At 44.1% G+C, this 20,310-nt stretch carries 19 protein-coding genes; 16 read left to right on the forward strand and 3 right to left on the reverse strand.

Features of this window, described 5'->3' with window-relative positions; genetic code table 11:
- Positions 1–31: 31 nt before the first annotated feature.
- Both PAEAM_RS06665 and PAEAM_RS06670 read left to right on the forward strand, forming a co-directional pair.
- Positions 32–1,093, forward strand: a complete 1,062-nt coding sequence (locus PAEAM_RS06665) for an LCP family protein (RefSeq protein ID WP_100527045.1) — start codon at positions 32–34, stop codon at positions 1,091–1,093.
- A gap of 98 nt (positions 1,094–1,191) precedes the next feature.
- Complete coding sequence (locus PAEAM_RS06670; RefSeq protein WP_100527046.1) at positions 1,192–1,644, forward strand: pyridoxamine 5'-phosphate oxidase family protein; 453 nt, start codon at positions 1,192–1,194, stop codon at positions 1,642–1,644.
- Between the two features lie 7 nt (positions 1,645–1,651).
- Here the strand turns inward: PAEAM_RS06670 and PAEAM_RS06675 are convergent, their stop codons facing one another.
- A complete protein-coding gene (locus PAEAM_RS06675; RefSeq protein ID WP_076250729.1) occupies positions 1,652–2,347 on the reverse strand; it encodes a YhcN/YlaJ family sporulation lipoprotein in 696 nt (231 codons plus the stop codon).
- A 152-nt stretch (positions 2,348–2,499) separates the two neighbouring features.
- Here PAEAM_RS06675 and PAEAM_RS06680 point away from each other — a divergent pair, with 152 nt between their 5' ends.
- Together PAEAM_RS06680 and PAEAM_RS06685 are read left to right on the forward strand one after the other, a co-directional pair.
- Positions 2,500–3,834 (forward strand): PhoH family protein, encoded by a 1,335-nt coding sequence (locus PAEAM_RS06680; RefSeq protein WP_100527047.1) that lies wholly within the window; start codon positions 2,500–2,502, stop codon positions 3,832–3,834.
- A 221-nt stretch (positions 3,835–4,055) separates the two neighbouring features.
- Positions 4,056–5,327: an ABC transporter substrate-binding protein gene (locus PAEAM_RS06685; RefSeq protein ID WP_100527048.1), complete on the forward strand. Its 1,272-nt coding sequence runs from the start codon at positions 4,056–4,058 to the stop codon at positions 5,325–5,327.
- Between the two features lie 99 nt (positions 5,328–5,426).
- On the opposite strand, the gene PAEAM_RS06690 is transcribed toward PAEAM_RS06685, so the two are convergent.
- Positions 5,427–6,506: a coiled-coil domain-containing protein gene (locus tag PAEAM_RS06690; RefSeq protein WP_100527049.1), complete on the reverse strand. Its 1,080-nt coding sequence runs from the start codon at positions 6,504–6,506 to the stop codon at positions 5,427–5,429.
- Between the two features lie 184 nt (positions 6,507–6,690).
- Complete coding sequence (locus PAEAM_RS06695) at positions 6,691–6,927, reverse strand: DUF2626 domain-containing protein (protein WP_017687281.1); 237 nt, start codon at positions 6,925–6,927, stop codon at positions 6,691–6,693.
- Positions 6,928–7,241: 314 nt separating this feature from the next.
- On the opposite strand from PAEAM_RS06695, the gene PAEAM_RS06700 reads away from it, so the two are divergent.
- The 12 genes from PAEAM_RS06700 to PAEAM_RS06755 all read left to right on the forward strand — a co-directional run bounded on the left by PAEAM_RS06700 (position 7,242) and on the right by PAEAM_RS06755 (position 20,301).
- Entirely contained in the window at positions 7,242–7,892 is a 651-nt protein-coding gene (locus tag PAEAM_RS06700) for an RsfA family transcriptional regulator (protein WP_036674824.1), read from the forward strand.
- Between the two features lie 150 nt (positions 7,893–8,042).
- Positions 8,043–9,002 (forward strand): ketopantoate reductase family protein, encoded by a 960-nt coding sequence (locus PAEAM_RS06705; RefSeq protein ID WP_100527050.1) that lies wholly within the window; start codon positions 8,043–8,045, stop codon positions 9,000–9,002.
- Positions 9,002–9,376 (forward strand): DUF3397 domain-containing protein, encoded by a 375-nt coding sequence (locus tag PAEAM_RS06710; protein ID WP_036614898.1) that lies wholly within the window; start codon positions 9,002–9,004, stop codon positions 9,374–9,376. The genes PAEAM_RS06705 and PAEAM_RS06710 overlap by 1 nt, the downstream gene beginning before the upstream one ends.
- Before the next feature lie 153 nt (positions 9,377–9,529).
- Complete coding sequence (locus tag PAEAM_RS06715; protein WP_100527051.1) at positions 9,530–11,227, forward strand: peptide ABC transporter substrate-binding protein; 1,698 nt, start codon at positions 9,530–9,532, stop codon at positions 11,225–11,227.
- Positions 11,228–11,417: 190 nt separating this feature from the next.
- Complete coding sequence (locus PAEAM_RS06720) at positions 11,418–12,350, forward strand: ABC transporter permease (RefSeq protein WP_100527052.1); 933 nt, start codon at positions 11,418–11,420, stop codon at positions 12,348–12,350.
- Positions 12,351–12,397: 47 nt separating this feature from the next.
- Entirely contained in the window at positions 12,398–13,279 is an 882-nt protein-coding gene (locus tag PAEAM_RS06725; protein WP_405173030.1) for an ABC transporter permease, read from the forward strand.
- A gap of 17 nt (positions 13,280–13,296) precedes the next feature.
- The gene (locus tag PAEAM_RS06730) at positions 13,297–15,066 is read left to right on the forward strand and encodes an ABC transporter ATP-binding protein (protein WP_100527054.1); all 1,770 of its coding nucleotides are present in this window, start codon (positions 13,297–13,299) and stop codon (positions 15,064–15,066) included.
- A 157-nt stretch (positions 15,067–15,223) separates the two neighbouring features.
- On the forward strand, positions 15,224–16,855 hold the full coding sequence (gene bshC, locus PAEAM_RS06735) for a bacillithiol biosynthesis cysteine-adding enzyme BshC (RefSeq protein ID WP_036674828.1): 1,632 nt from the start codon (positions 15,224–15,226) through the stop codon (positions 16,853–16,855).
- Positions 16,856–16,899: 44 nt separating this feature from the next.
- A complete protein-coding gene (locus PAEAM_RS06740; RefSeq protein WP_100527055.1) occupies positions 16,900–18,165 on the forward strand; it encodes an adenosylhomocysteinase in 1,266 nt (421 codons plus the stop codon).
- 273 nt (positions 18,166–18,438) lie between these two features.
- Positions 18,439–18,876, forward strand: coding sequence for a division/cell wall cluster transcriptional repressor MraZ (gene mraZ / locus PAEAM_RS06745; protein WP_017687291.1), 438 nt, complete (start codon positions 18,439–18,441; stop codon positions 18,874–18,876).
- An 18-nt stretch (positions 18,877–18,894) separates the two neighbouring features.
- On the forward strand, positions 18,895–19,845 hold the full coding sequence (rsmH, locus tag PAEAM_RS06750) for a 16S rRNA (cytosine(1402)-N(4))-methyltransferase RsmH (RefSeq protein ID WP_100527056.1): 951 nt from the start codon (positions 18,895–18,897) through the stop codon (positions 19,843–19,845).
- A gap of 27 nt (positions 19,846–19,872) precedes the next feature.
- Complete coding sequence (locus PAEAM_RS06755; RefSeq protein ID WP_100527057.1) at positions 19,873–20,301, forward strand: hypothetical protein; 429 nt, start codon at positions 19,873–19,875, stop codon at positions 20,299–20,301.
- Positions 20,302–20,310: the final 9 nt, after the last annotated feature.

Raw genomic sequence — 20,310 nt, forward strand, 5'->3', positions numbered from 1 at the left:
CAAAAACAGATGTGATAAAGGTGTTGAAGATATGAACTCAAATTCGAACGGACTGCCTCCACGGAGACAGGCACCGACGCAATCCGGTGCTTCTGGATCGAAGAATGGCAAGGGCAAGCAGCCTAAGAAGAAAAAGAGAATGAATGCTTTTGGCAGAATCCTTTTAAGTCTATTGGTTATTGCCATTGTGGTAGGCGGTGGATATGCGTACTGGGTATACAATCAAGTCGTGGATACAGGCATCGATAAACCGGTACCTCCCGGGATGTCAGCCACAACCAAACCGATCACGATGCTGTTATTAGGCACAGATAACCGTCCTGAAACTGGCACATATCTCTCGGATGTTGTTATGGTGGCTTCGTTGAATCCGGAGACCAAGACGGCAACCATTGTATCTTTACCACGAGACACACGTATTCAATTGGATGGGTACAAGTCGAACAAGCTGAATTCCTATTATCCAAGATTCAAAGCACAGGAAAAAACCACTGGCAAAAATGCAGAGGATCAGATGAAAGAAATGATGGGCAAGTATTTGGATGTAGATATTAATTATACAACCGTCCTGAATTTTCAGGCATTCCGTGATGCTGTCAATGCCGTGGGTGGCGTGGATGTGACTGTGGATAAAAATATGTGTTATAGAGATACAGCCGATGGTACAGATATCAATCTGGTCGCAGGCGCACAACATCTCGATGGTAAAGCAGCACTAGATTTTGTTCGTTACCGCAAATCCAATTGTAATCCAAAGACTGATGAATCCAACGACTTTGATCGTAATAAACGTCAAAACCAAGTGCTGAACTCCATGCTGGATCAGATGAAATCTCTTGGGGGCATTACAAAGATCAGCAAAGTGATTGGTGCAGTTGACAAGAATATGACGACAGATGTGGAATCGGAACAAATGAAAAACTTTATCTCGACGTATTGGAACATTTCCACTTCGGATGTGCATTATACTCCAGTTACTGGAGAGTGGAGAAGTCCATATGTGTATATTAATGAAACGGAACTCGCCAATGCCAAGCAGGCTTTACAAGATACACTTTCAGGTAAAGTAACGGCTTCACCTTCAAGTGAATAACCTTCATTCTTTTGGGATTGGAAGCACGTTAATCGGTATGCTATAATAACATAAACCAAGTACAAGAATTGCATAAAGAAGGTTAGGGGGCTGGTTGAATGTCCGAAGCCGTCACACAATTAACTGAATCTCTTTTACAGCAATTCAAGAATGAGACCTTTGTGCTTCTGAGCACAGTGGATGTAGAATCCGGAGGTCCGACTTCAACAGCCATCTCCTGGATTTATGCGGAGAATGCTTCTACTTTTCGTGTAGCGATCGATCATCGTTCACGTTTAGTGAATAACATGATTACTAATCCGCTCATTACGGTAACTGTCTTTGGAGAAGAGACGGTGTACGCAGTGAACGGACGTGCTGCGGTACGACAAGATCCGCTGCTGGACGTTCCATTTAATATGTGCTGTTTCGACATTACAATTGAAGCGGTGAGGAATGCTCTGTTTTACGGCGCTCAATTGTCCTCTGTGCCTCAATATGTCAAAATATATGATCAGCGTGCTGCTGAGAAATTAGATGAGCAGGTTTTTACTGCCATGAAAAAAGCCTAGTGAGAGATCACTGGGCTTTTTGTTGTCTTTTGTCCGATGAATGCAGCTGCTGCATTTGTTGTTTTTGATTCATGTGTTCATCCGGATTTTGACGGACTTGGACGTCTTTCGGGAGTTGAGGGATAATTCGTCCCACCATGTCAGCGAGTTCTGAAGCAAAACCCGAAATTGGGTGCCCTTGACGAATATGTTCACCAATCTCTTTAATTCGTTCAGTGACATCTGCATCAGCAGTAACGATGGAATCTATACCTTCGGGGTCTTTGCGAAGTGCTTCGGCAACAGCGTACTTAATGGTACCCACCCGAGCACGTTCCAGTTCACCATCAACATCGATGCCAACTACAGCTGTATTACCGAGTATGACGCAGTTCGCATCTTCAACACCTTCTACTTGTTTGGCAAGGGCTTTAAGGTGATTGATTCGTTTTTCATTTGGCATCCGGCCACTCTGTGCATCATCTGCAATGTTGGTATCATGGACTTCACCTGTATTCTCATTGAGACGGTCCAAACGTGAAGGATTCATCCGATCTTCCTGTGCATTGAGCATGTGAGATCCTTTCCCTTGATCTTGCTGAGTTGTTACATTTCCTCCGTAACCTTTCGCATGTGTACCTTGATTCGGCGAAGCGCTGCGTGTGGAACTGTTGCAACCTGTAAGTATAAAGATCAGAAGCAGCGTGCAAACCCATATTTTCATAAATGTTCATCCTTTCTTGGAGTTTTTCAGAATGGTTGACAATTATTTTGCCCTAGTCGAATACATTTATGTATGGGATCATGATTGTCCATGCCGCTGCTGAAAGATCACACTATTCATGCCTTTAACGACGCCGCTTTGGAGGGGATTGAATGAAAAAGATTTTTGTATTGGATACCAACGTGCTTCTGCATGACCCCAATGCCATATTTGCCTTTGAGGAACATGAGGTAATCATTCCCGCGGTTGTACTGGAGGAGATCGACTCCAAAAAAAGAAATGCCGATGAAATTGGGCGTAATGCCCGTAATGTATCCAGACTGTTAGATGGATTACGAGAGCTGGGTCACTTGCACAGTGGGGTACCTTTGGCAAATGGAGGTAACCTGAAAGTAGAGCTGAATCATCGGAGTTTCGTGAAAGTTCAGGAAATGTTTGGTGAAGTGTCCAACGATAATCGCATTTTGGCTGTCGCACTGAATTATCAGATTGAGGAGAATGAAAAGGAAGTAGTCGAACGTCAGGTCGTGCTTGTCAGTAAAGATGTACTTGTGCGTATCAAAGCGGATGTACTTGGTCTGTTCACACAGGATTACTTATCAGATCGGACGGCAGGACTCAGTGAGTTATATCCGGGTTATACGGCCCTAAAAGTTCATCCGTCAGTGATTGATGAGTTTTACACATATCGTTTTTTACCAATCAAACCGTTGCAGTTGTCTTATTCGTTGTATCCGAATGAATTTGTCATTCTCAAGGATGAGATGGGAACCAATAAATCGGCTTTGCTTAAAGTGAACACAGAGGGATCAAAGCTGGAGCCGCTTTTCCTCAGTAATGACAATGTCTGGGGCATTAGCGCACGTAACGCACAACAACGCATGGCACTGGAATTGCTTTTGAATGATGACATCCCGCTTGTTACCATCACCGGTAAAGCCGGAACAGGGAAAACCTTGCTGGCACTTGCAGCAGGTCTGCTTAAGGTAGAGGATGATCATAAGTACAAAAAACTGTTGATCGCTCGCCCTGTCGTTCCAATGGGGAAAGATATCGGTTATTTGCCTGGTGAGAAGGAAGAAAAACTTCGTCCATGGATGCAGCCGATATATGATAATCTGGAGTTTTTGTTTGACACCAAAAAAGCTGGAGATATCGATAAAATCCTAATGGGACTTGGCAGTATTCAGGTGGAGGCCTTAACGTATATTCGTGGAAGATCGATACCTGGACAGTTTATCATTATTGATGAAGCCCAGAACCTGTCGCGCCACGAAGTGAAGACCATTGTATCAAGGGTCGGTGAAGGCAGTAAGATTATTTTGATGGGAGACCCCGAACAGATAGACCATCCGTATCTTGATTCTGCCAGTAATGGTCTGACGTATATCGTGGAACGGTTCAAACAAGAGGGAATCAGCGGACACATCATGCTCGAAAAAGGAGAACGGTCCAAGCTGGCACAGCTTGCAGCTGATTTATTGTAAAATTTAGGGGATTTATTTCCCGGAAAATGTTGTTATTGAAGCCGGCTCCTGGAGCCGGCTTTTTGCCGAAAAAATAAGTAAGCGTTATTACACAGAACTCGATATGCTCGTATTATGCAAAAATCCGAAAAAGTGTTTTTCGGCAGGGTAGGACAAGAGTACTACTTATTTGTTACAATAATTGCTGCAGGAAAAAACTAGGTGAACAGGGAGGGAAGTTAATGAAGCGTAGACATCAGGTTGTTTTATTCGCGGTATTGCTGCTTTCGTTAACGATCTTGTCACCGAGTTTTGACTTTAGAGGTTCGCAGCTCAATCAGGAACGCGATCAGGAGAAGGATGCTTTTCCTGGGTCTTCGTCCCGTAATGAAGATGCTCAAGCTCCGCTGGAGATTGTAGTGGCCATGTCGGATGAAGAGTTCCAAGCCTTTCAAAAAATAGCCAAAGAAGTTGCTGCTTCCCAGCTGGTAGAGATTAATCTTCGGAATGAGAAGCCGGATACATATAAGCATGTTTTGGATCTTGAATTTTCACTAGGAGAGAACGGTGATGTTGTTCTGCTTGATAGTGAGGAAGTGCAATACTATGCCCAAAAAGGGTACCTGTATCCGTTAAACGGAACCACATTATCGAAGTCGCTAGGAGATACGGTAGTTGGGTTACGGGGAATGACAGAGTGGAATGGTTATCAGTGGGGAATGCCTTTTGATTTTGATCCGTACATTCTGGCTGCCCAATCTTCATTTCTGAAGAGAGCTGGTCTGGAGTCATTACCTCGCAATAAAGATCAGTGGGTCAAACTTACTCAACAAGCCATTGCGGAAGGCACCCCTTTAATTACAATGAACATCAATGATATGTACGGGACAAATGCGTGGCTGAATCATTTGGAACCGAAAATGGCACCAGACCAAGTTAAACGAACACAAATAGATTCGCAAACGGGGAATCTTCAGCAGGGGATTCAGTTGATGAATCAGATTCAGCCCCTTATTAAGCTGGAGTCTACCAATTCAGAGTTCTCTCCAACTGCTGACCAGAACGGCACACCGATGGTTGTATCGTTGTTATCTCAATTATTAAGTGCGGATCAAGCGAGTGCAGTTGATAAAGATTCTTTGGAGCGGATTTCTTTCGAAACCTTGGAAACCGTAAACTCCAGAAGCCTTGTTATTACTGCGGGTTCGGTTGAGGCTGAGGAGGCCAGTAGATGGATTGAAGGAATGACGTCCGCTACGACACAGCTGAAATGGTACCAACAGGTTAACCGGTTGCCCGCAAAGCAACAGGAGCTGGATTTGGAGTCTGAGAAACTCGTTGGACGTTATGACATGACAAAGGGACAATCCTGGTTCCCAACCACCCAAGATGTCCCTGCTGCCACGACCGAAAGTCATGCTCTAATAACTCGTTTTCATAAAAAAGTACAACAATTTTTAAAGGGTGAAATTACAGCGAATCAATACGTAGACAGTATTAAAACGACGAATTAACTTTAAGTTCGTGTTCAAAAAGTCTGGATTTCAACTTCGATGCTGATGATGCCACAAGGCATCCTTCGTAATCAAAAGCGGACTTTTTGAACAACCTCTTTAAAAGGATATAGCTAGTTTTACTTCCAGTATGCCTTCACTTGTCGAAACATCGGTTGCTTTCACAAACGAGAGGATTTTCTGTGGATAGAACCCAAGGTCAAATTCTTTTTCCAGCATTCTGCGAGTGGTGTCTGGTAATTCAAGCTGGTTGAATACAAGTTTGTCCACATGAAAACGAATGGAGTTTTGAGGTTCATTTTCTACCGTATAATGTCCTTCAATGCTTAATTGCAACTGATCCCGCTGACCGGAAGCTATAATCTTATCCTGGTTAAACCGAAAGGCAAAGTCTTCAAAGATTGAATTTTGGGAACGTAGAAATGAATTAAGCTCATCCTGCCCAATTCGAATCGTATACGTTGTTCCAGTCGTGGATATACCTCCGTTTTGTTTTTGGATAAAATCGGGCAGGTTCTGCATGGCAGATGCCAATGCTTTGAAATATCGTTTCACCTCATAGATGCCGATATTCTCCCAATAGAGGGTTAATTCATCCATCAGTTTCTGAATCGCTGCCGCATCTCCGCTGGTGGCTATTTGGGCATCCACTTCTTTTTGCAAGGCGACTACACGTTCCCGCTGGTTTTGAAGATTAGTCTTCATTTCGGTTAATTCTGTTGTAGTCTGACGAATCTGAGTGGAAGTCTGTTGCAGATTGCGATAACGGTCCTGATACTTGTCCAGCACAGCCTGATCCCGTCCGATAATAATCTGGTAATAATCATACAGTACAAACAGGTCTTTGAATGACCTGGCTCCCAGGACCGTCATGAGGAGGCTGTCGCGTTCTCCTGTGTAGTAGGACCTCACTACAGCTCCGGCCCGATCTTGCTGAATATGTATCTGCTCTTCCTGTTCCTGCAGCTGGACGGATAATGTCTCGTGTTGTTGACCCAGCTGCTTCTGCCTTTCGGTGATGCGTTCGATTTCATGATCGATTTCAACGATGGATAGACTTTTTTGTAATATCTCACGTGTATCCTCAGGTGAAGACTCTCCATAGGCATAGGCTAAAGGTAGCTGGAGGAATAAAATGATGCATAATATAAAGGCGGAAATGCCGTGTTGACGTTTCACCGATCCATTCTCCTTTCCACTTCTTAAATGACAAACGTACAGGCTTGTTGTCTTCCAGACAATATATGAAACAAATACGTGAAATATCCTTAGTGGTTACATAACACCATGAACATTCATTTAATCTGAACACAACAAAAAAGCAACCCGACAGATATCGGATCACTTTGATGCTGCAGGTGGATTAGAGCGGCAAACCCATTTCGAATACGGTCCAGTAGCTGAACCCCGTGAATGTTACGATCATATAACCCCAGAAGAGCAATATGTACGTTCGCTCGGTAAATTTCAAGTATCCCAAAATGACAAAAAACGCAGTCTGCAGGAAAAAAAGCAAAGCCATTTCGACCAGATCTCCCGCAAAAGCCATCAGGCCAATTGCAAGCGTGAAGAACCCGAGTACCCGAAACATGCGTGCCACGGTAAATCCTCCTCTCCTAAGTACGTTCATAGATTGTCTACACAACATTATACCGGGAAAGGAAAAACGTGTAAACAAATTTGGATATGAAAGCGAATTCTTTTTTTGCTCAAAGTAAGTATAGAGGGATATGTTTTACGTATGTCACGTATGAGCAAGCCTGAATGTGGAAATACATTTTAGTATGAAATCAATTCTATGAACTCTATGAGAGGCATAAGAATGAATGAAGCAGCTTTTATACCTAATTCACATACCGGGCTTCCGGTAATGCGGACGGTTATTTTAGGATGTTGTTAGGAGGGTATTATAGCATGACTGCAGTGAGACAGGATGCTTGGAGTACAGAGGACGATTTGATATTGGCTGAGGTTACTTTGCGTCATATTCGGGAAGGCAGTACACAATTGGCCGCTTTTGAAGAGGTGGGCGAAAAAATAGGCAGAACATCTGCCGCATGCGGTTTTCGCTGGAACAGTTGTGTACGTAAAAAGTATGATTCTGCCATCAGTAACGCCAAGGCACAACGACAAAAACGAAGTTATCTCAGAAAGCAACCAGCTATGCTCGGACCGCAGGTTGCAGCACTGTCTACACTGGACACTGAAGAACATCTGTACAAATCAGATGGGATCTCAGACGATTCATTATCGATGGATGCAGTAATCCGCTTCCTGCGACAATGGAAGGGAACGGTGCAGGAGAGTAGTCGTCAACTCAAGATGCTGGAGAAGGAGCTTCGGGAGAAAGAAGATGAATTGCTTGAACTACGTCTTGAGAATGACCGTCTCTCCAAGGAAGTGAATGAAGTGCAGACGGATTACCGTGTGGTGAATGACGACTACAAAGCTTTGATTCAGATTATGGATCGGGCTCGCAGACTCGCATTTTTGTCCGAAGAAGAAGAGGAACTTAAGACACGTTTCAAGATGGATGCCAACGGGAATCTGGAACGAATTGAATAACAAATTCAGACGTTTGATTTGTGAAAGTCAGGTATGAACCCGCCACACCTCCGTTACACAACGGCAGGTATGACGGGTTTTTAGTTTGGTGTTTTTGTTCTATTATAGATAATAGAAGAGAAACTACTGAAGCGGAGAGGAGTGCATCATATGATTATTGACATCGTAGGAGCGGGGGCACTTGGTCTTTTGTATGGCGGGAAACTGCTGGCGTCAGGTAACCAGGTCAGATTTTGGACCAGAACAACAGCTCAGGCAGACCTCCTCAGCCATAATGGAGTAACCATTGTGGAACAAGACGAGGAGATACATATTCTACCGGATCAAATACAGGCGAAACCAATAAGTAAGCTGACTGACACATGGAAGAACACACCAGGAGAATGGTTACTGCTCATGGTTAAGCAGACAAGCATTGATGATTTCATTGATGAGATTAGTCCATTACAAGATCATGTGCTGAATGTCGCTTGTTTTCAGAATGGGATGGGCCATCTTACAAAACTTCAAGCAGCTTTGCCAAAGTCGCTTCTGTGTAGTGCGGTTACAACAGAAGGTGCGAAGCGAACACAAAGTCAGGTGAGTCGTGCAGGTACAGGTGAAACTAGGCTGGGGAGGTACAACATACATATAGGAGCTTCTACCTCTATAGAGGAGAAGAGAACATTTACTCTGTCGGGATCGTTGCAGCAGGCAGGATTTGACTGTACAGTGTCGAATGAAATCGATAAGCTGATATACAGGAAACTATTGATTAATTCAGTCATTAACCCGCTCACGGCACTATGGCGAATCCCTAATGGAGAATTGATCGTCAAGGAAGAACGAAAGAGGCTAATGCGCCAGTTATATGATGAAGTATTGTTAATCTACTCTGCAAGTGGAATATGTTTGGATCAGGATATGTGGGATCAACTGATATCGGTTTGTCGTTCTACTGCCACGAATACTTCCTCCATGCTTGCAGATGTTCTCGCTGGACGTGGTACAGAAGTGAGGTCAATTAACGGTCATATTGTAAAGATGGCACAGAAGTTGGACCTTTTTGCACCTACACATGAAATACTGCTTCATCTGATTGAAGGAATGCAAACGGAAGGAGTGAATTAATGGGACTTTTTATTGTGTTGAGCATATTGCCCTTTTTTCCGTTCTTTCTTGTCTATTGGGGCATGTACGTATGGAAAAAAGACAAACGTAAAGCATTGCGAATGGCAATGGATGTAACCACTTTTTTTCTTGTATTTTCAGTTTCAGCGTTATTCAACTTAACATTTGATTCGAATTTTGGTTTTTATCTGACATTAATACTCATACTAGTAGCACTTGGATTCATCGGGGGTGCGCAAAATCGACTAAAAGGGAAGGTCGATAGGGGTAGAATGTTCCGGGCCGTATGGCGCATGTCTTTCGTCATCATGAGTTTCGGGTATGTTTTGTTTACTTTATTTGGATTATTTAGATACTTCATGCAACAGATGTAAGGTTACATAACGCATAAGAGGCAAAAAATGTGTCGATTTTGTCGAAAACTGAAAAAAACATTACTTTCTGAAAAAGTAATGTAGATTTTTTTGACCGGTGGTTGTATAATCTATAAACATATAAACCATATCAATTTAGGGGGAACGTGTTAGATGAAAAGGAAAAGTCTATTAGTCCTTTTGACGCTGATTTTGGCGTTCGGTACCGTACTTGCAGCGTGCGGATCGAAAAACGAAGGCACAGGTAACACCGATACTGGTTCTGCAAACGAAGGAAATGGTCTTGCTAAAGATCAAATTCTGAAAATCAACCTGTCAGCTGAACCTCCTACGTTGGACCCGGCTCAAGCAAAAGACAGCCAAACCAACACAGTTCTGAAATTCTTGTACGAAGGTCTTGTACGCATCGATGCTGATGGTAAAGAACAAGCAGGCGTAGCTAAAGACTGGAAAATTTCCGAAGATGGTTTGAAATATGTTTTCAACCTGAACCCGGAAGCTAAATGGAGCAACGGTGATGCAATCACTGCCGAAGACTTTGTTCGTTCTTGGGAACGTGCTTTGAAACCGGAAACAGCTTCTCCATATGCATACCAATTGTACTATATTAAAGGCGCTGAAGGTTACAACCTCAGCAAAGATGAAACATACAAAGGTACTAAAGTCACAGATTTCTCACAAGTAGGCGTTAAAGCTACTGATGAGCACACATTGGAAGTAACGTTGGAAAACCCAACACCTTACTTCTTGGGTCTGACTGCATTCTACACCTACTACCCAGTACATGCATCTGCTGACACCAATGACAAATTCTTCACAGACTACAAAAACATGATCGTTAACGGACCATTTGTAATGGATCAATACGCTAAAGGTCAAAAAATTGTTGTGAAGAAAAACGATGGTTACCATGCAGCTGCCGATATTAAATTGGCTCAAATCGATATGTCTCTGACAAACAGCAGTGCTTCCGAACTGCAAGCTTACAAATCAGGACAATTGGACTACACTGGTGCACCTAACGGTGAAATTCCATCCGACCAAATTCCTTCTGTAAAAGCGGAATTGCCGGACGAGTTCAAAGCTACTGGTATTGCAAGTACGTACTACTATCAGTTCAACGTAAACGAAGCACCATTTAACAACGTTAAAATCCGTAAAGCATTTGCAATGTCCATTCAGCGTCAGCTGATTGTTGACAAAGTAACACAAGGTGGACAAATTCCAGCATTCGGCTTTGTACCTCCAGGTATCCGTGGTGAAAACGGCGAATTCCGTGATGAGCACAAAGACGATTACTTCACTGAAAATGTTGAAGAAGCTAAAGCATTGCTTGCTGAAGGTATGAAAGAAGAAGGTTACACAACATTGCCAGCTGTTACGTTGATCTACAACACTAGTGATGGTCACGCAAAAATCGCTTTGGCGGTTGCTGACATGTGGAAACAAAATCTTGGTGTTGATGTGAAAACAGAAAACCAAGAGTGGGGCGTATTCCTTGAGAACCGTCAAAACCAAAACTTCCAAGTAGCTCGTGCAGGTTGGTCTGCTGACTACAACGATCCATACAACTTCTTGGAAATGTGGACGACTGGAAACACAAACAATGATTCCAAATTCAGCAACGAACAGTATGACAAAGATGTTAAAGAAACTGTAAAATCTGCTGATCCAGCTGCACGTATGGCTGCATTTGCTGATGCTGAGAAAATCCTGATTCAAGATGAAATGGGCGTTATGCCAATCTATTATTACACTAACGTATCTTTGACTAAGCCTTACCTGAAAGGTGTACAACTTGATTTCAGTGGAGCTATTGACTTCACGCGTGCATATCTGGAAGAGAAATAAGTTGTTCTGAAGTCTAATATGATTACTTCGGGATATATATGTGGAATTCCATATATATCCCGATTTTTTTGTATGTGCACCGATTTTCCTTATAATTCTTGAAATTTCCGATAAATGGATTGGACTTTATTTCAGTCTAATTCTACAATCGATTTGTATACAAAATATTGTTTGTGGAGGTGTGCAAGGGTTGGTTAAGTATGTGTTGAAAAAACTACTATTTATGCTGCTATCGCTTTTCATACTCGCATCGCTGACTTTCTTCCTAATGAAGGCCATTCCTGGTGACCCGTTTACAGCAGAAAAGAAACTATCGCCAGAAATTCGTGCACTTTTAGAAGTTAAGTACGGTTTGGATAAACCGATGTATGAACAATACCTGAAGTATATGGGTGGAATCCTTAAAGGGGATTTCGGCGTTTCTATGAGGTATCTGAATCAGGATGTAACGGATATGATTACTCAAACATTCACAGCTTCACTGAAGCTTGGGATCTTTGCAATCCTTATCTCCATTATTGTAGGTGTATTGTTGGGTCTTCTCGCAGCAGTATATCACCGCAAATTGATTGATGATGTCACCATGGTCGTCGCTGTCATAGGTATTGCTGTTCCGAGCTTCTTGCTTGCATCGTTATTGCAATATGTCTTTGCTTTTAAATTGGGATGGTTCAACGTTATGGGCTTCGACGGACCACTTGACTATGTGCTCCCTGTTGCAGCACTATCTGCATCACCAATTGCCTTTATTGCACGTTTGACGCGTTCCAGCATGCTGGAAGTTTTGCATGCCGATTATATCAAAACAGCTAAGGCAAAAGGTTTGAAATGGCCAGCGATTATGTTCAAACACGTTGTACGAAATGGTATTTTACCGGTAGTAACTTATGTTGGTCCAATGACAGCAAACATCATTACAGGTTCCGTTGTTATTGAACAGATCTTTAACATCGGGGGAATTGGTAAAGTATTCGTAGAAAGCATCACTAACCGGGATTATACAATGATAATGGGAATCACGATTTTCTATGGTATTCTCCTCATGTTGGCACGCTTCCTGACGGATATCGCTTATGTACTAATTGATCCTAGAATTAAGCTGGAAAGCCGGAAGGGGGCATAACGTTGTCTGGCACGAATAATAAAAAGAATGAAACGGCGAACACGAACCTGACTAGTCAGGCAGCGGTTAAACCGCAAGAAAGTGTATCCCTTTTTAAAGATGCCATGTACAGACTTGCAACCAATAAGGCTGCAATGATCAGTCTGAGTGTATTGGTTCTTGTCGTGATTTTCGCTTTGATTGGTCCAACTTCTTTGTTTACAAGTTATAATTATTATTCCAATGATTTGATGAATGCCAACGCGGCACCAAGTGCTGAGCACTGGTTTGGTACAGACGACCTAGGTCGTGACGTGTGGGTAAGAACATGGGTTGGTGCTCGTGTATCTCTTACTGTAGGTTTAGCAGCAGCTCTGATTGACCTTGTTATTGGTGTAATCTATGGTGCAATTATGGGTTACTACGGCGGACGTGTTGATGGTATCATGAACAAGTTCTCTGAGATTCTGTACTCCCTGCCTTACATGCTCGTTGTTATCTTGTTGCTGGTTGTATTGGAACCAAGTCTGACAACCATCATCATTGCCCTCACCATTACAGGCTGGATCAGTATGTCGTGGATTGTACGTGGTGAGATTATGCAACTCAAAAACAGAGACTTCATTCTCGCGGCCCGCTCCATGGGTGCAAGTACAGGACGTCAATTGTTCCGCCACTTGTTGCCAAATGCGATTGGCCCGATTATCGTAACTTTGACATTGTCAATTCCTAATGCGATCTTTGCTGAGGCGTTTCTGAGTTTCCTCGGACTTGGTGTATCTGCACCGAGATCATCCTTGGGATCCATGATCAATGACGCACTCACAGGCTGGACACTGTATCCTTGGCGGATGTGGTTCCCGGCAGGCCTTATGGTTCTGACTATGCTTGCATTTAACTTGCTCGGAGACGGTCTGCGTGACGCACTCGATCCGAAATTACGTAAATAGAAATAGGAGGTGGGATTATGGAGCCGATTTTAACAGTCAAGGACCTGAGCGTGTCATTTTCAACGCGCTCTGGTGAATTTGATGCCGTTAAAAATGTGAGTTTTGAAATTGGCAAAGGAGAGACGCTGGGGATCGTAGGTGAATCCGGTAGTGGTAAGAGTGTTACCGCCCAAACCATCATGAAATTGATTCCCTCCCCGCCTTCGAAGGTCAAAAGCGGAGAAATAACTTTTCACGGGCAAGACCTGCTGAATAAGACAGACAAACAAATGGAAGCGATTCGTGGTAAAGATATCGGTATGATCTTCCAAGATCCAATGACTTCTTTGAATCCTACCATTAAAATTGGTAAACAAATTACCGAAGTATTGCGCAAGCATCAGAACATGTCCAAACAAGCGGCGGATAAAGCTGCGTTGGAAATGTTGGAACTTGTAGGTATTAAAAATGCGGCTATTCGCATGAATCATTATCCTCACCAATTCTCTGGTGGTATGCGTCAGCGTGCCATGATTGCGATCGCACTTGCATGTCGTCCATCCCTTCTGATTGCGGATGAACCGACTACTGCACTTGACGTTACAATTCAGGCTCAAATTCTGGATGTCATGAAAGACATGCAGCAAAAGCTGGGAACATCGATCATGCTGATTACGCATGACCTTGGTGTCGTAGCGGGTATGTGTGACCGTGTTGTTGTTATGAAGGAAGGCGAAGTTGTTGAAACAGGAACAACTGCTGAAATCTTTAGTAACCCTCAACATCCATACACGATTAAATTGCTGAATGCTTTGCCACGTCTGGACGAGCCCAAAAAGGAAAAACCAGCTCCGGCTGGTATTATCAAAGGCAGCAATAAGCCTCTGGTACAAGTGAAAAACTTGAAACAGTACTTTAATTTGGGTAAAGGTAACATTCTCAAAGCGGTCAATGACGTAAGCTTTGATATCTTTGAAGGTGAAACACTTGGCGTTGTAGGCGAGTCTGGCTGTGGTAAATCCACAACAGGTCGTACCATTCTGCGTCTTTATGAGCCAACTGGCGGAAATGTTAACTTCAATGGAACGGATATCTACAAGTTGTCCCCGCGCAAAATGAAAGAAATGCGTAAAGATATGCAGATGATCTTCCAAGATCCATATGCATCTCTTAACCCGCGTTTCAATGTTATGGATATTATCGGGGAGTCACTCGATATTCATGGTCTGGCTTCCAGCTCTAAAGAGCGCAAGAGACGAGTGGAGGAACTGCTTGATCTGGTAGGTTTGAATCCAAGTCATGCACTTCGTTATCCACATGAATTCTCCGGTGGTCAAAGACAACGGATCGGGATTGCGCGTGCGCTTGCTGTAGACCCTAAATTCATCATCTGTGATGAGCCATTGTCTGCACTGGATGTATCCATTCAGGCGCAGGTCGTTAAATTGCTTGAAGAACTTCAGCAACGTCTCGGCTTGACATACCTGTTTATTGCGCATGACTTGTCAATGGTTAAACATATCAGTGACCGTGTAGCTGTAATGTACATGGGTAAAGTGGTTGAGCTCGCAGAAAGTGAAGAACTATATGCGAACCCTGTCCACCCTTACACCAAAACATTGCTTTCCGCGATCCCTGTACCTGATCCGGAAGTGGAAGCGAACAAACGTCGCATCTTGCTGCCAGAAGAGCATATGAGCCCGATTCAGAACGGATCTGGCGGTCCTGCAAATGATCCGTACAACCTGGAAAATTCTCAATTGATTGAGGTTTCCAAAGGTCACTGGGTTGCAGAACCTTACGTATAATAGGAATATTAAAGCGATATGCTATTATTGATGTATTAAATGCCGCCGACTCGTTCGGCGGTTTTTTTCGTATTTTAATTACTTTCTTTTGACGAAGCGGCCCTGAATTCGGTACAATCAAGAAAGGCTCTTTGAAGCAGAATAGGAGGCAGACCTCATGAACGGTATTACCGAGGCACTCCGCAGCGGATCAAGACTTGCAGAAGATTATATCTGTTCAAGAGATGCTGCGCGTGGCCTTTACGAGTACGACATTCGCTGGGAATCAGGACTTCAGGCGCGTGCCGAGTGGCTGGACCAATCGGAAAACACACGTATTGATCGTCGTGATCTGGCAGAGTATTTACGTATATATAATAAGCGGGTGAACGACCATGGAGAGGTTCATGCGTCCATCACACGTCTTGCAGAACAAGATGCACTAGTGGTTACAGGAGGACAGCAGAGCGGTCTGCTCACCGGACCACTGTTCGTCATATACAAAGCCGCCAGCGTAGTGGCAGCTGCGCGTGAAGCGGAAGAAAGACTTCAACGCCCGGTAGTCCCAGTATTTTGGATTGCCGGTGAAGACCATGACTGGGATGAGGTTAACCACACATATCTACCTGATCGTCAGGGAGACATGAACAAGGTTAAGTTACAAGGACGATTCGCAGGAAGGGATTCTGTGAGTAATGTTCATGTGGATACGCAGCAGTGGATGAATGTACTCGAACAGGTGGAACATCTTTTACCTGATACGATACATAAACCAGGACTGATGAAATGCATCACAGAGATCCATCAATCCAGTTCAAATCTGAGTGATGCATTTGCCCGCATGATATCTGCCTTGTTTGCCAGCAGTGGACTTGTTCTAATGGATGCATCGGATCCAGATTTACGCAGGTTGGAACAGCCCGTGTTTGAGCGGTTGATACGAAAAAATGAAGTGCTGCGCAGCGCATACACTCAAGGTGCTTCGCTGGTACAACAAGCTGGTTATGCTATGCCTGCCGAAGTGGCGGAGGATGGAGCTAATCTGTTCTACATTCATGAAGGTACGCGTCTGCTCTTGTTGTTGAAGGACGGTTTATATAGTGATCGCAAAGGTTTGGTTTCTTTCTCAGAGGAACGTTTGCTTCAGGAACTGGGAGAACATCCGGAGCGCTTCAGTAACAACGTATTGACACGACCATTAATGCAAGATTCCGTGTTGCCTGTAGCCGCTGTTATTTTGGGGCAAGGTGAAATTGCATATTGGGGTTTGACTCGGGAAGCATTCCGTCAGTTCGGCCTGCAAATGCCCATTTTGTTGCCGCGGTTGTCTTTCACCATTATGGAAGATATTCATCACAAACATATGAAACAATATGGACTTTCTTTTCAGGATGTTCAATATCATATGGAAGAAAAGAAGGAGCAATGGCTCGCACAGCAGGAGACGTTCCAGGTAGATGAACAGTTTGACAAGGTTCAGGAAGCGTTTCTTGATCTGTATGGACCGTTGCTAGATGAGATCGCGGAGATTCATCCGGGGCTGGAACGAATTGGCGACACCAATTTGAGTAAAATCAACGAGCAAATGCAGTATCTGAAACAACAGACTCACAAAGCTATCGAAGATAAACACAATGTGAGTCTAAGGCACTGGAACGGCATTCAGAACTCCTTATTCCCAACGGGCAAACCACAGGAACGAGTACATAATGCACTCTTTTACCTGAATCGTTATGGCACCGAGTGGATCGATGAACTGATTAAGGCCTCAAGTGAATTCCTTGGAGAGCATAAGGTTATTGCACTGTAGAGCCCTTTATAATAGAAGAAACACATAAACGAGGAGGACGTGAAATGACTACACCTGCATTGCAAAACAGTATTGTTAAAGATATGGGACTCGCTTCAGAGGGTCACCTGAAAATTGATTGGGTAGAAGCGCATATGCCGGTACTGAACCGCATTCGTCGCCAGTTCGAACAGGATCTGCCCTTCAAAGGTTTGAAGGTTGCTATTTGTCTTCATCTGGAAGCGAAAACAGCTTACTTGGCAAAAGTGATCCAAGCCGGTGGAGCAGAAGTGACGATTACGCATAGCAATCCATTGTCTACACAAGATGATGTTTGCGCAGCATTGGTGGAAGACGGCGTTACGGTGTATGCGAAGTACAATCCGGAGCCTGCGGAATTCAAATCACTGCAACTGCGTGCGCTTGAGGTGAAGCCTGATCTCATTATTGATGATGGTGGAGACTTTGCAACCATTATTGCATCCGAGCGCCCTGACCTCGCAACAACCATTCGCGGAGGAGCAGAAGAAACGACAACGGGTATTATCCGTTTGAAAGCATTGGCGAAAGAAGGCCAATTGAAGTTTCCGATGGTTGCGGTTAATGACGCATACTGCAAGTATCTGTTTGACAATCGCTACGGTACTGGACAATCTGCATTCGACGGGATTATTCGTACAACTAACTTGGTTATCGCTGGTAAAAACGTAGTGGTAGCGGGTTATGGCTGGTGTGGTAAAGGTGTAGCGATGCGCGCCAAAGGTCTTGGTGCGAATGTGATCGTAACCGAGATCGATCCAATCAAAGCGGTAGAAGCACACATGGATGGGTTCCGGGTCATGACGATGGTGGAAGCCGCCAAATTGGGCGATTTCTTTATCGCAGTTACAGGCAATAAGGATGTTATCACAGGTGAGCATTACGATGTGATGAAGGACGGAGCGATCCTGAGTAATGCAGGTCACTTTGATGTTGAAGTGAATAAACCTGAATTGGCTAAACGTTCAGAATCGATTCGCACAGTTCGTCGCAACATTGAGGAATATCGTTTTAAAGATGGTCGTAAAATGTACCTTCTTGCAGAAGGTCGTCTTGTGAACCTGGGTGCAGCAGATGGTCACCCTGCCGAAATTATGGATACGACGTTTGCTCTGCAGGCGCTTGGTCTGCGTTATGTAAGTGAGAATTATAAAGACTTGGGTAAAAACGTTGTTAATGTACCTTATGATATTGACCAGCAGGTTGCCAGCTATAAACTTGAAAGCCTGAATATTGGCATCGACTCCTTGTCAGCTGAGCAAGAGAAATACCTGGATAGCTGGAAATTTTAAGCACTATCCAATAATTACAAGCTGATGAAATGGTTCAATAGGTATAGAATGGTTTATTGATGATATGGCTCATGTGCGGGTAGACATACGATTGCCCGTTTAAGGGAAGCGTCTTTGATCCTGAGTGACAGGATCAAGGGCGTTTTTTTATGCTGAAAAATTAAAAAATCAAGTCATGCAAGAAGGGTTTTGATTTTTTTGTGCGAATCTATTATGCTTAGGTGGTGGAAAGTGGGGCAAAGTGGGAGAAACGGGTGAGGAGTGAGTGGGCCAATGTTTATGGGGGAGTTCCAACATAGCATTGATGATAAGGGTCGGGTGATCATTCCGGCTAAATTCCGCGAATCTCTGGGACCGTCTTTCGTTGTCACACGAGGTTTGGACCAGTGTCTTTTCGTGTACCCCATGGAGGAGTGGGGGGTCATGGAACAAAAGCTCAAAGCACTGCCATTGATGAAATCTGATGCACGTGCGTTTACCCGGTTTTTTTTCTCGGGTGCAACCGAATGTGAACTGGACAAACAGGGCAGGGTAAATCTGCCGGGCAATTTAAGAGAGTATGCCAAGCTGGACAAGGATTGTGTTGTTCTTGGCGTGTCGAACCGGGTGGAGATTTGGAGCAAAGGCATATGGGAGAGTTATTTCAATCAATCCGAAGAAGCATTCAACGACATTGCCGAAAAGCTGGTCGATTTTAATTTTGATTTATAAAGTCAGGAGGGGTGCAGGTTGTTTCACCACATAACCGTACTCAAAGAAGAGGCAACAGAGGGATTAAACATCAAGCAGGACGGTATATACGTGGACTGCACTTTAGGCGGTGGCGGACATAGCTCCGTGATTGCTTCCAAGCTCGGTCCAGGGGGACGTCTGATCGCACTTGATCAGGATGATTGGGCTTTGGATAATGCTCGCGAGAAGCTCGCAGCTTATGGAGAACGTGTAACATTGGTGAAAACCAATTTTCGAGATCTGGAACAGGTACTCAAGGATCTGGATGTACCAATGAAGGATGGTGCACCACAGGTCGATGGTATTTTGTACGACTTGGGTGTGTCATCTCCGCAATTTGATGAAGGAGAACGTGGATTCAGCTACAATCACGATGCTCCGCTCGATATGCGAATGGACCAGGATGCAATGCTGACGGCCAAAGAGATTGTGAATGAATGGCCAGAAGAAGAGATTGCTCGAATTTTGTATCGCTATGGTGAAGAGAAGTTTTCGAGAAGAATTGCCCGTGTTATCGTCGGAAAACGAGCGCAGTCTACCATTGAGACGACAGGTGAACTCGTGGAACTGATTAAGGAAGGCATCCCGGCGGCAGCTCGCCGTACTGGTGGACATCCTGCCAAACGCAGCTTCCAGGCATTACGAATTGCCGTCAACGATGAGTTGGGTGCCTTTGAAGAAGGCTTGCATCAGGCTGTTCGTTGTCTGGCACCAGGAGGACGTGTATCTGTTATTACCTTCCACTCCCTTGAGGATCGGATATGTAAACAGATTTTAAGCAGTTATCTGGAAAAATGTACATGTCCACCCGACTTTCCGTTGTGTGTTTGCGGCGGCAAGGGGTCCCTGCGTTTAATTAACAGAAAACCGCTGATTCCAACGGAAACGGAATTGGCTGAAAATTCACGTGCACGTTCAGCCAAGCTGCGCGTAGCCGAGAAATTGTAGATCAAGAGTGGAGGAGAGAATCGGAGTATGGCATATACACGTGGTAATCTCGCTGTAAAAGAAAAAGCGTCCCAGGAACGTGTGACCCAGCAACGATACAAAGAAACCACCAAAGTGGTGACCCGTCGTACGGGTCTTCCGGCACGCGAGAAGATTTTGTATCTGATTACCCTGGTTGCAGTGATCCTTGTTGGAGGAGCCTTGATGTCTCGTTATGCTCATATCTATGATCTGAACAAGCAGGCACAGTCCACTATTTCGGAAGTCAAGGGGTTTGAGAAGACGATTGCAGACCTGGAAGTGGAAAAAGAAACATTGAACAACCAGGTCATCGAAAATGCAAAACAACTTGGGTACGTTGAAGCTTCCGGTAAGGATGTCATTTTTGTACCTCGCTCAACAAGTACGAAATCAACAGGTACTGAATCGTCCTCGAATACAGCAAGCAGTAAGTAAAGAGGTGTT

This window comes from Paenibacillus sp. GM1FR, from assembly GCF_002803315.1.
GTDB lineage: Bacteria > Bacillota > Bacilli > Paenibacillales > Paenibacillaceae > Paenibacillus > Paenibacillus amylolyticus.

Coding starts and splice junctions, on each gene's coding strand:
- PAEAM_RS06665 (WP_100527045.1), top strand. CDS start 32: ATGAACTCAAATTCGAACGGACTGCCTCCACGGAGACAGGCACCGACG.
- PAEAM_RS06670 (WP_100527046.1), top strand. CDS start 1,192: ATGTCCGAAGCCGTCACACAATTAACTGAATCTCTTTTACAGCAATTC.
- PAEAM_RS06675 (WP_076250729.1), bottom strand. CDS start 2,347: ATGAAAATATGGGTTTGCACGCTGCTTCTGATCTTTATACTTACAGGT.
- PAEAM_RS06680 (WP_100527047.1), top strand. CDS start 2,500: ATGAAAAAGATTTTTGTATTGGATACCAACGTGCTTCTGCATGACCCC.
- PAEAM_RS06685 (WP_100527048.1), top strand. CDS start 4,056: ATGAAGCGTAGACATCAGGTTGTTTTATTCGCGGTATTGCTGCTTTCG.
- PAEAM_RS06700 (WP_036674824.1), top strand. CDS start 7,242: ATGACTGCAGTGAGACAGGATGCTTGGAGTACAGAGGACGATTTGATA.
- PAEAM_RS06705 (WP_100527050.1), top strand. CDS start 8,043: ATGATTATTGACATCGTAGGAGCGGGGGCACTTGGTCTTTTGTATGGC.
- PAEAM_RS06710 (WP_036614898.1), top strand. CDS start 9,002: ATGGGACTTTTTATTGTGTTGAGCATATTGCCCTTTTTTCCGTTCTTT.
- PAEAM_RS06715 (WP_100527051.1), top strand. CDS start 9,530: ATGAAAAGGAAAAGTCTATTAGTCCTTTTGACGCTGATTTTGGCGTTC.
- PAEAM_RS06730 (WP_100527054.1), top strand. CDS start 13,297: ATGGAGCCGATTTTAACAGTCAAGGACCTGAGCGTGTCATTTTCAACG.
- bshC (WP_036674828.1), top strand. CDS start 15,224: ATGAACGGTATTACCGAGGCACTCCGCAGCGGATCAAGACTTGCAGAA.
- PAEAM_RS06740 (WP_100527055.1), top strand. CDS start 16,900: ATGACTACACCTGCATTGCAAAACAGTATTGTTAAAGATATGGGACTC.
- mraZ (WP_017687291.1), top strand. CDS start 18,439: ATGTTTATGGGGGAGTTCCAACATAGCATTGATGATAAGGGTCGGGTG.
- PAEAM_RS06755 (WP_100527057.1), top strand. CDS start 19,873: ATGGCATATACACGTGGTAATCTCGCTGTAAAAGAAAAAGCGTCCCAG.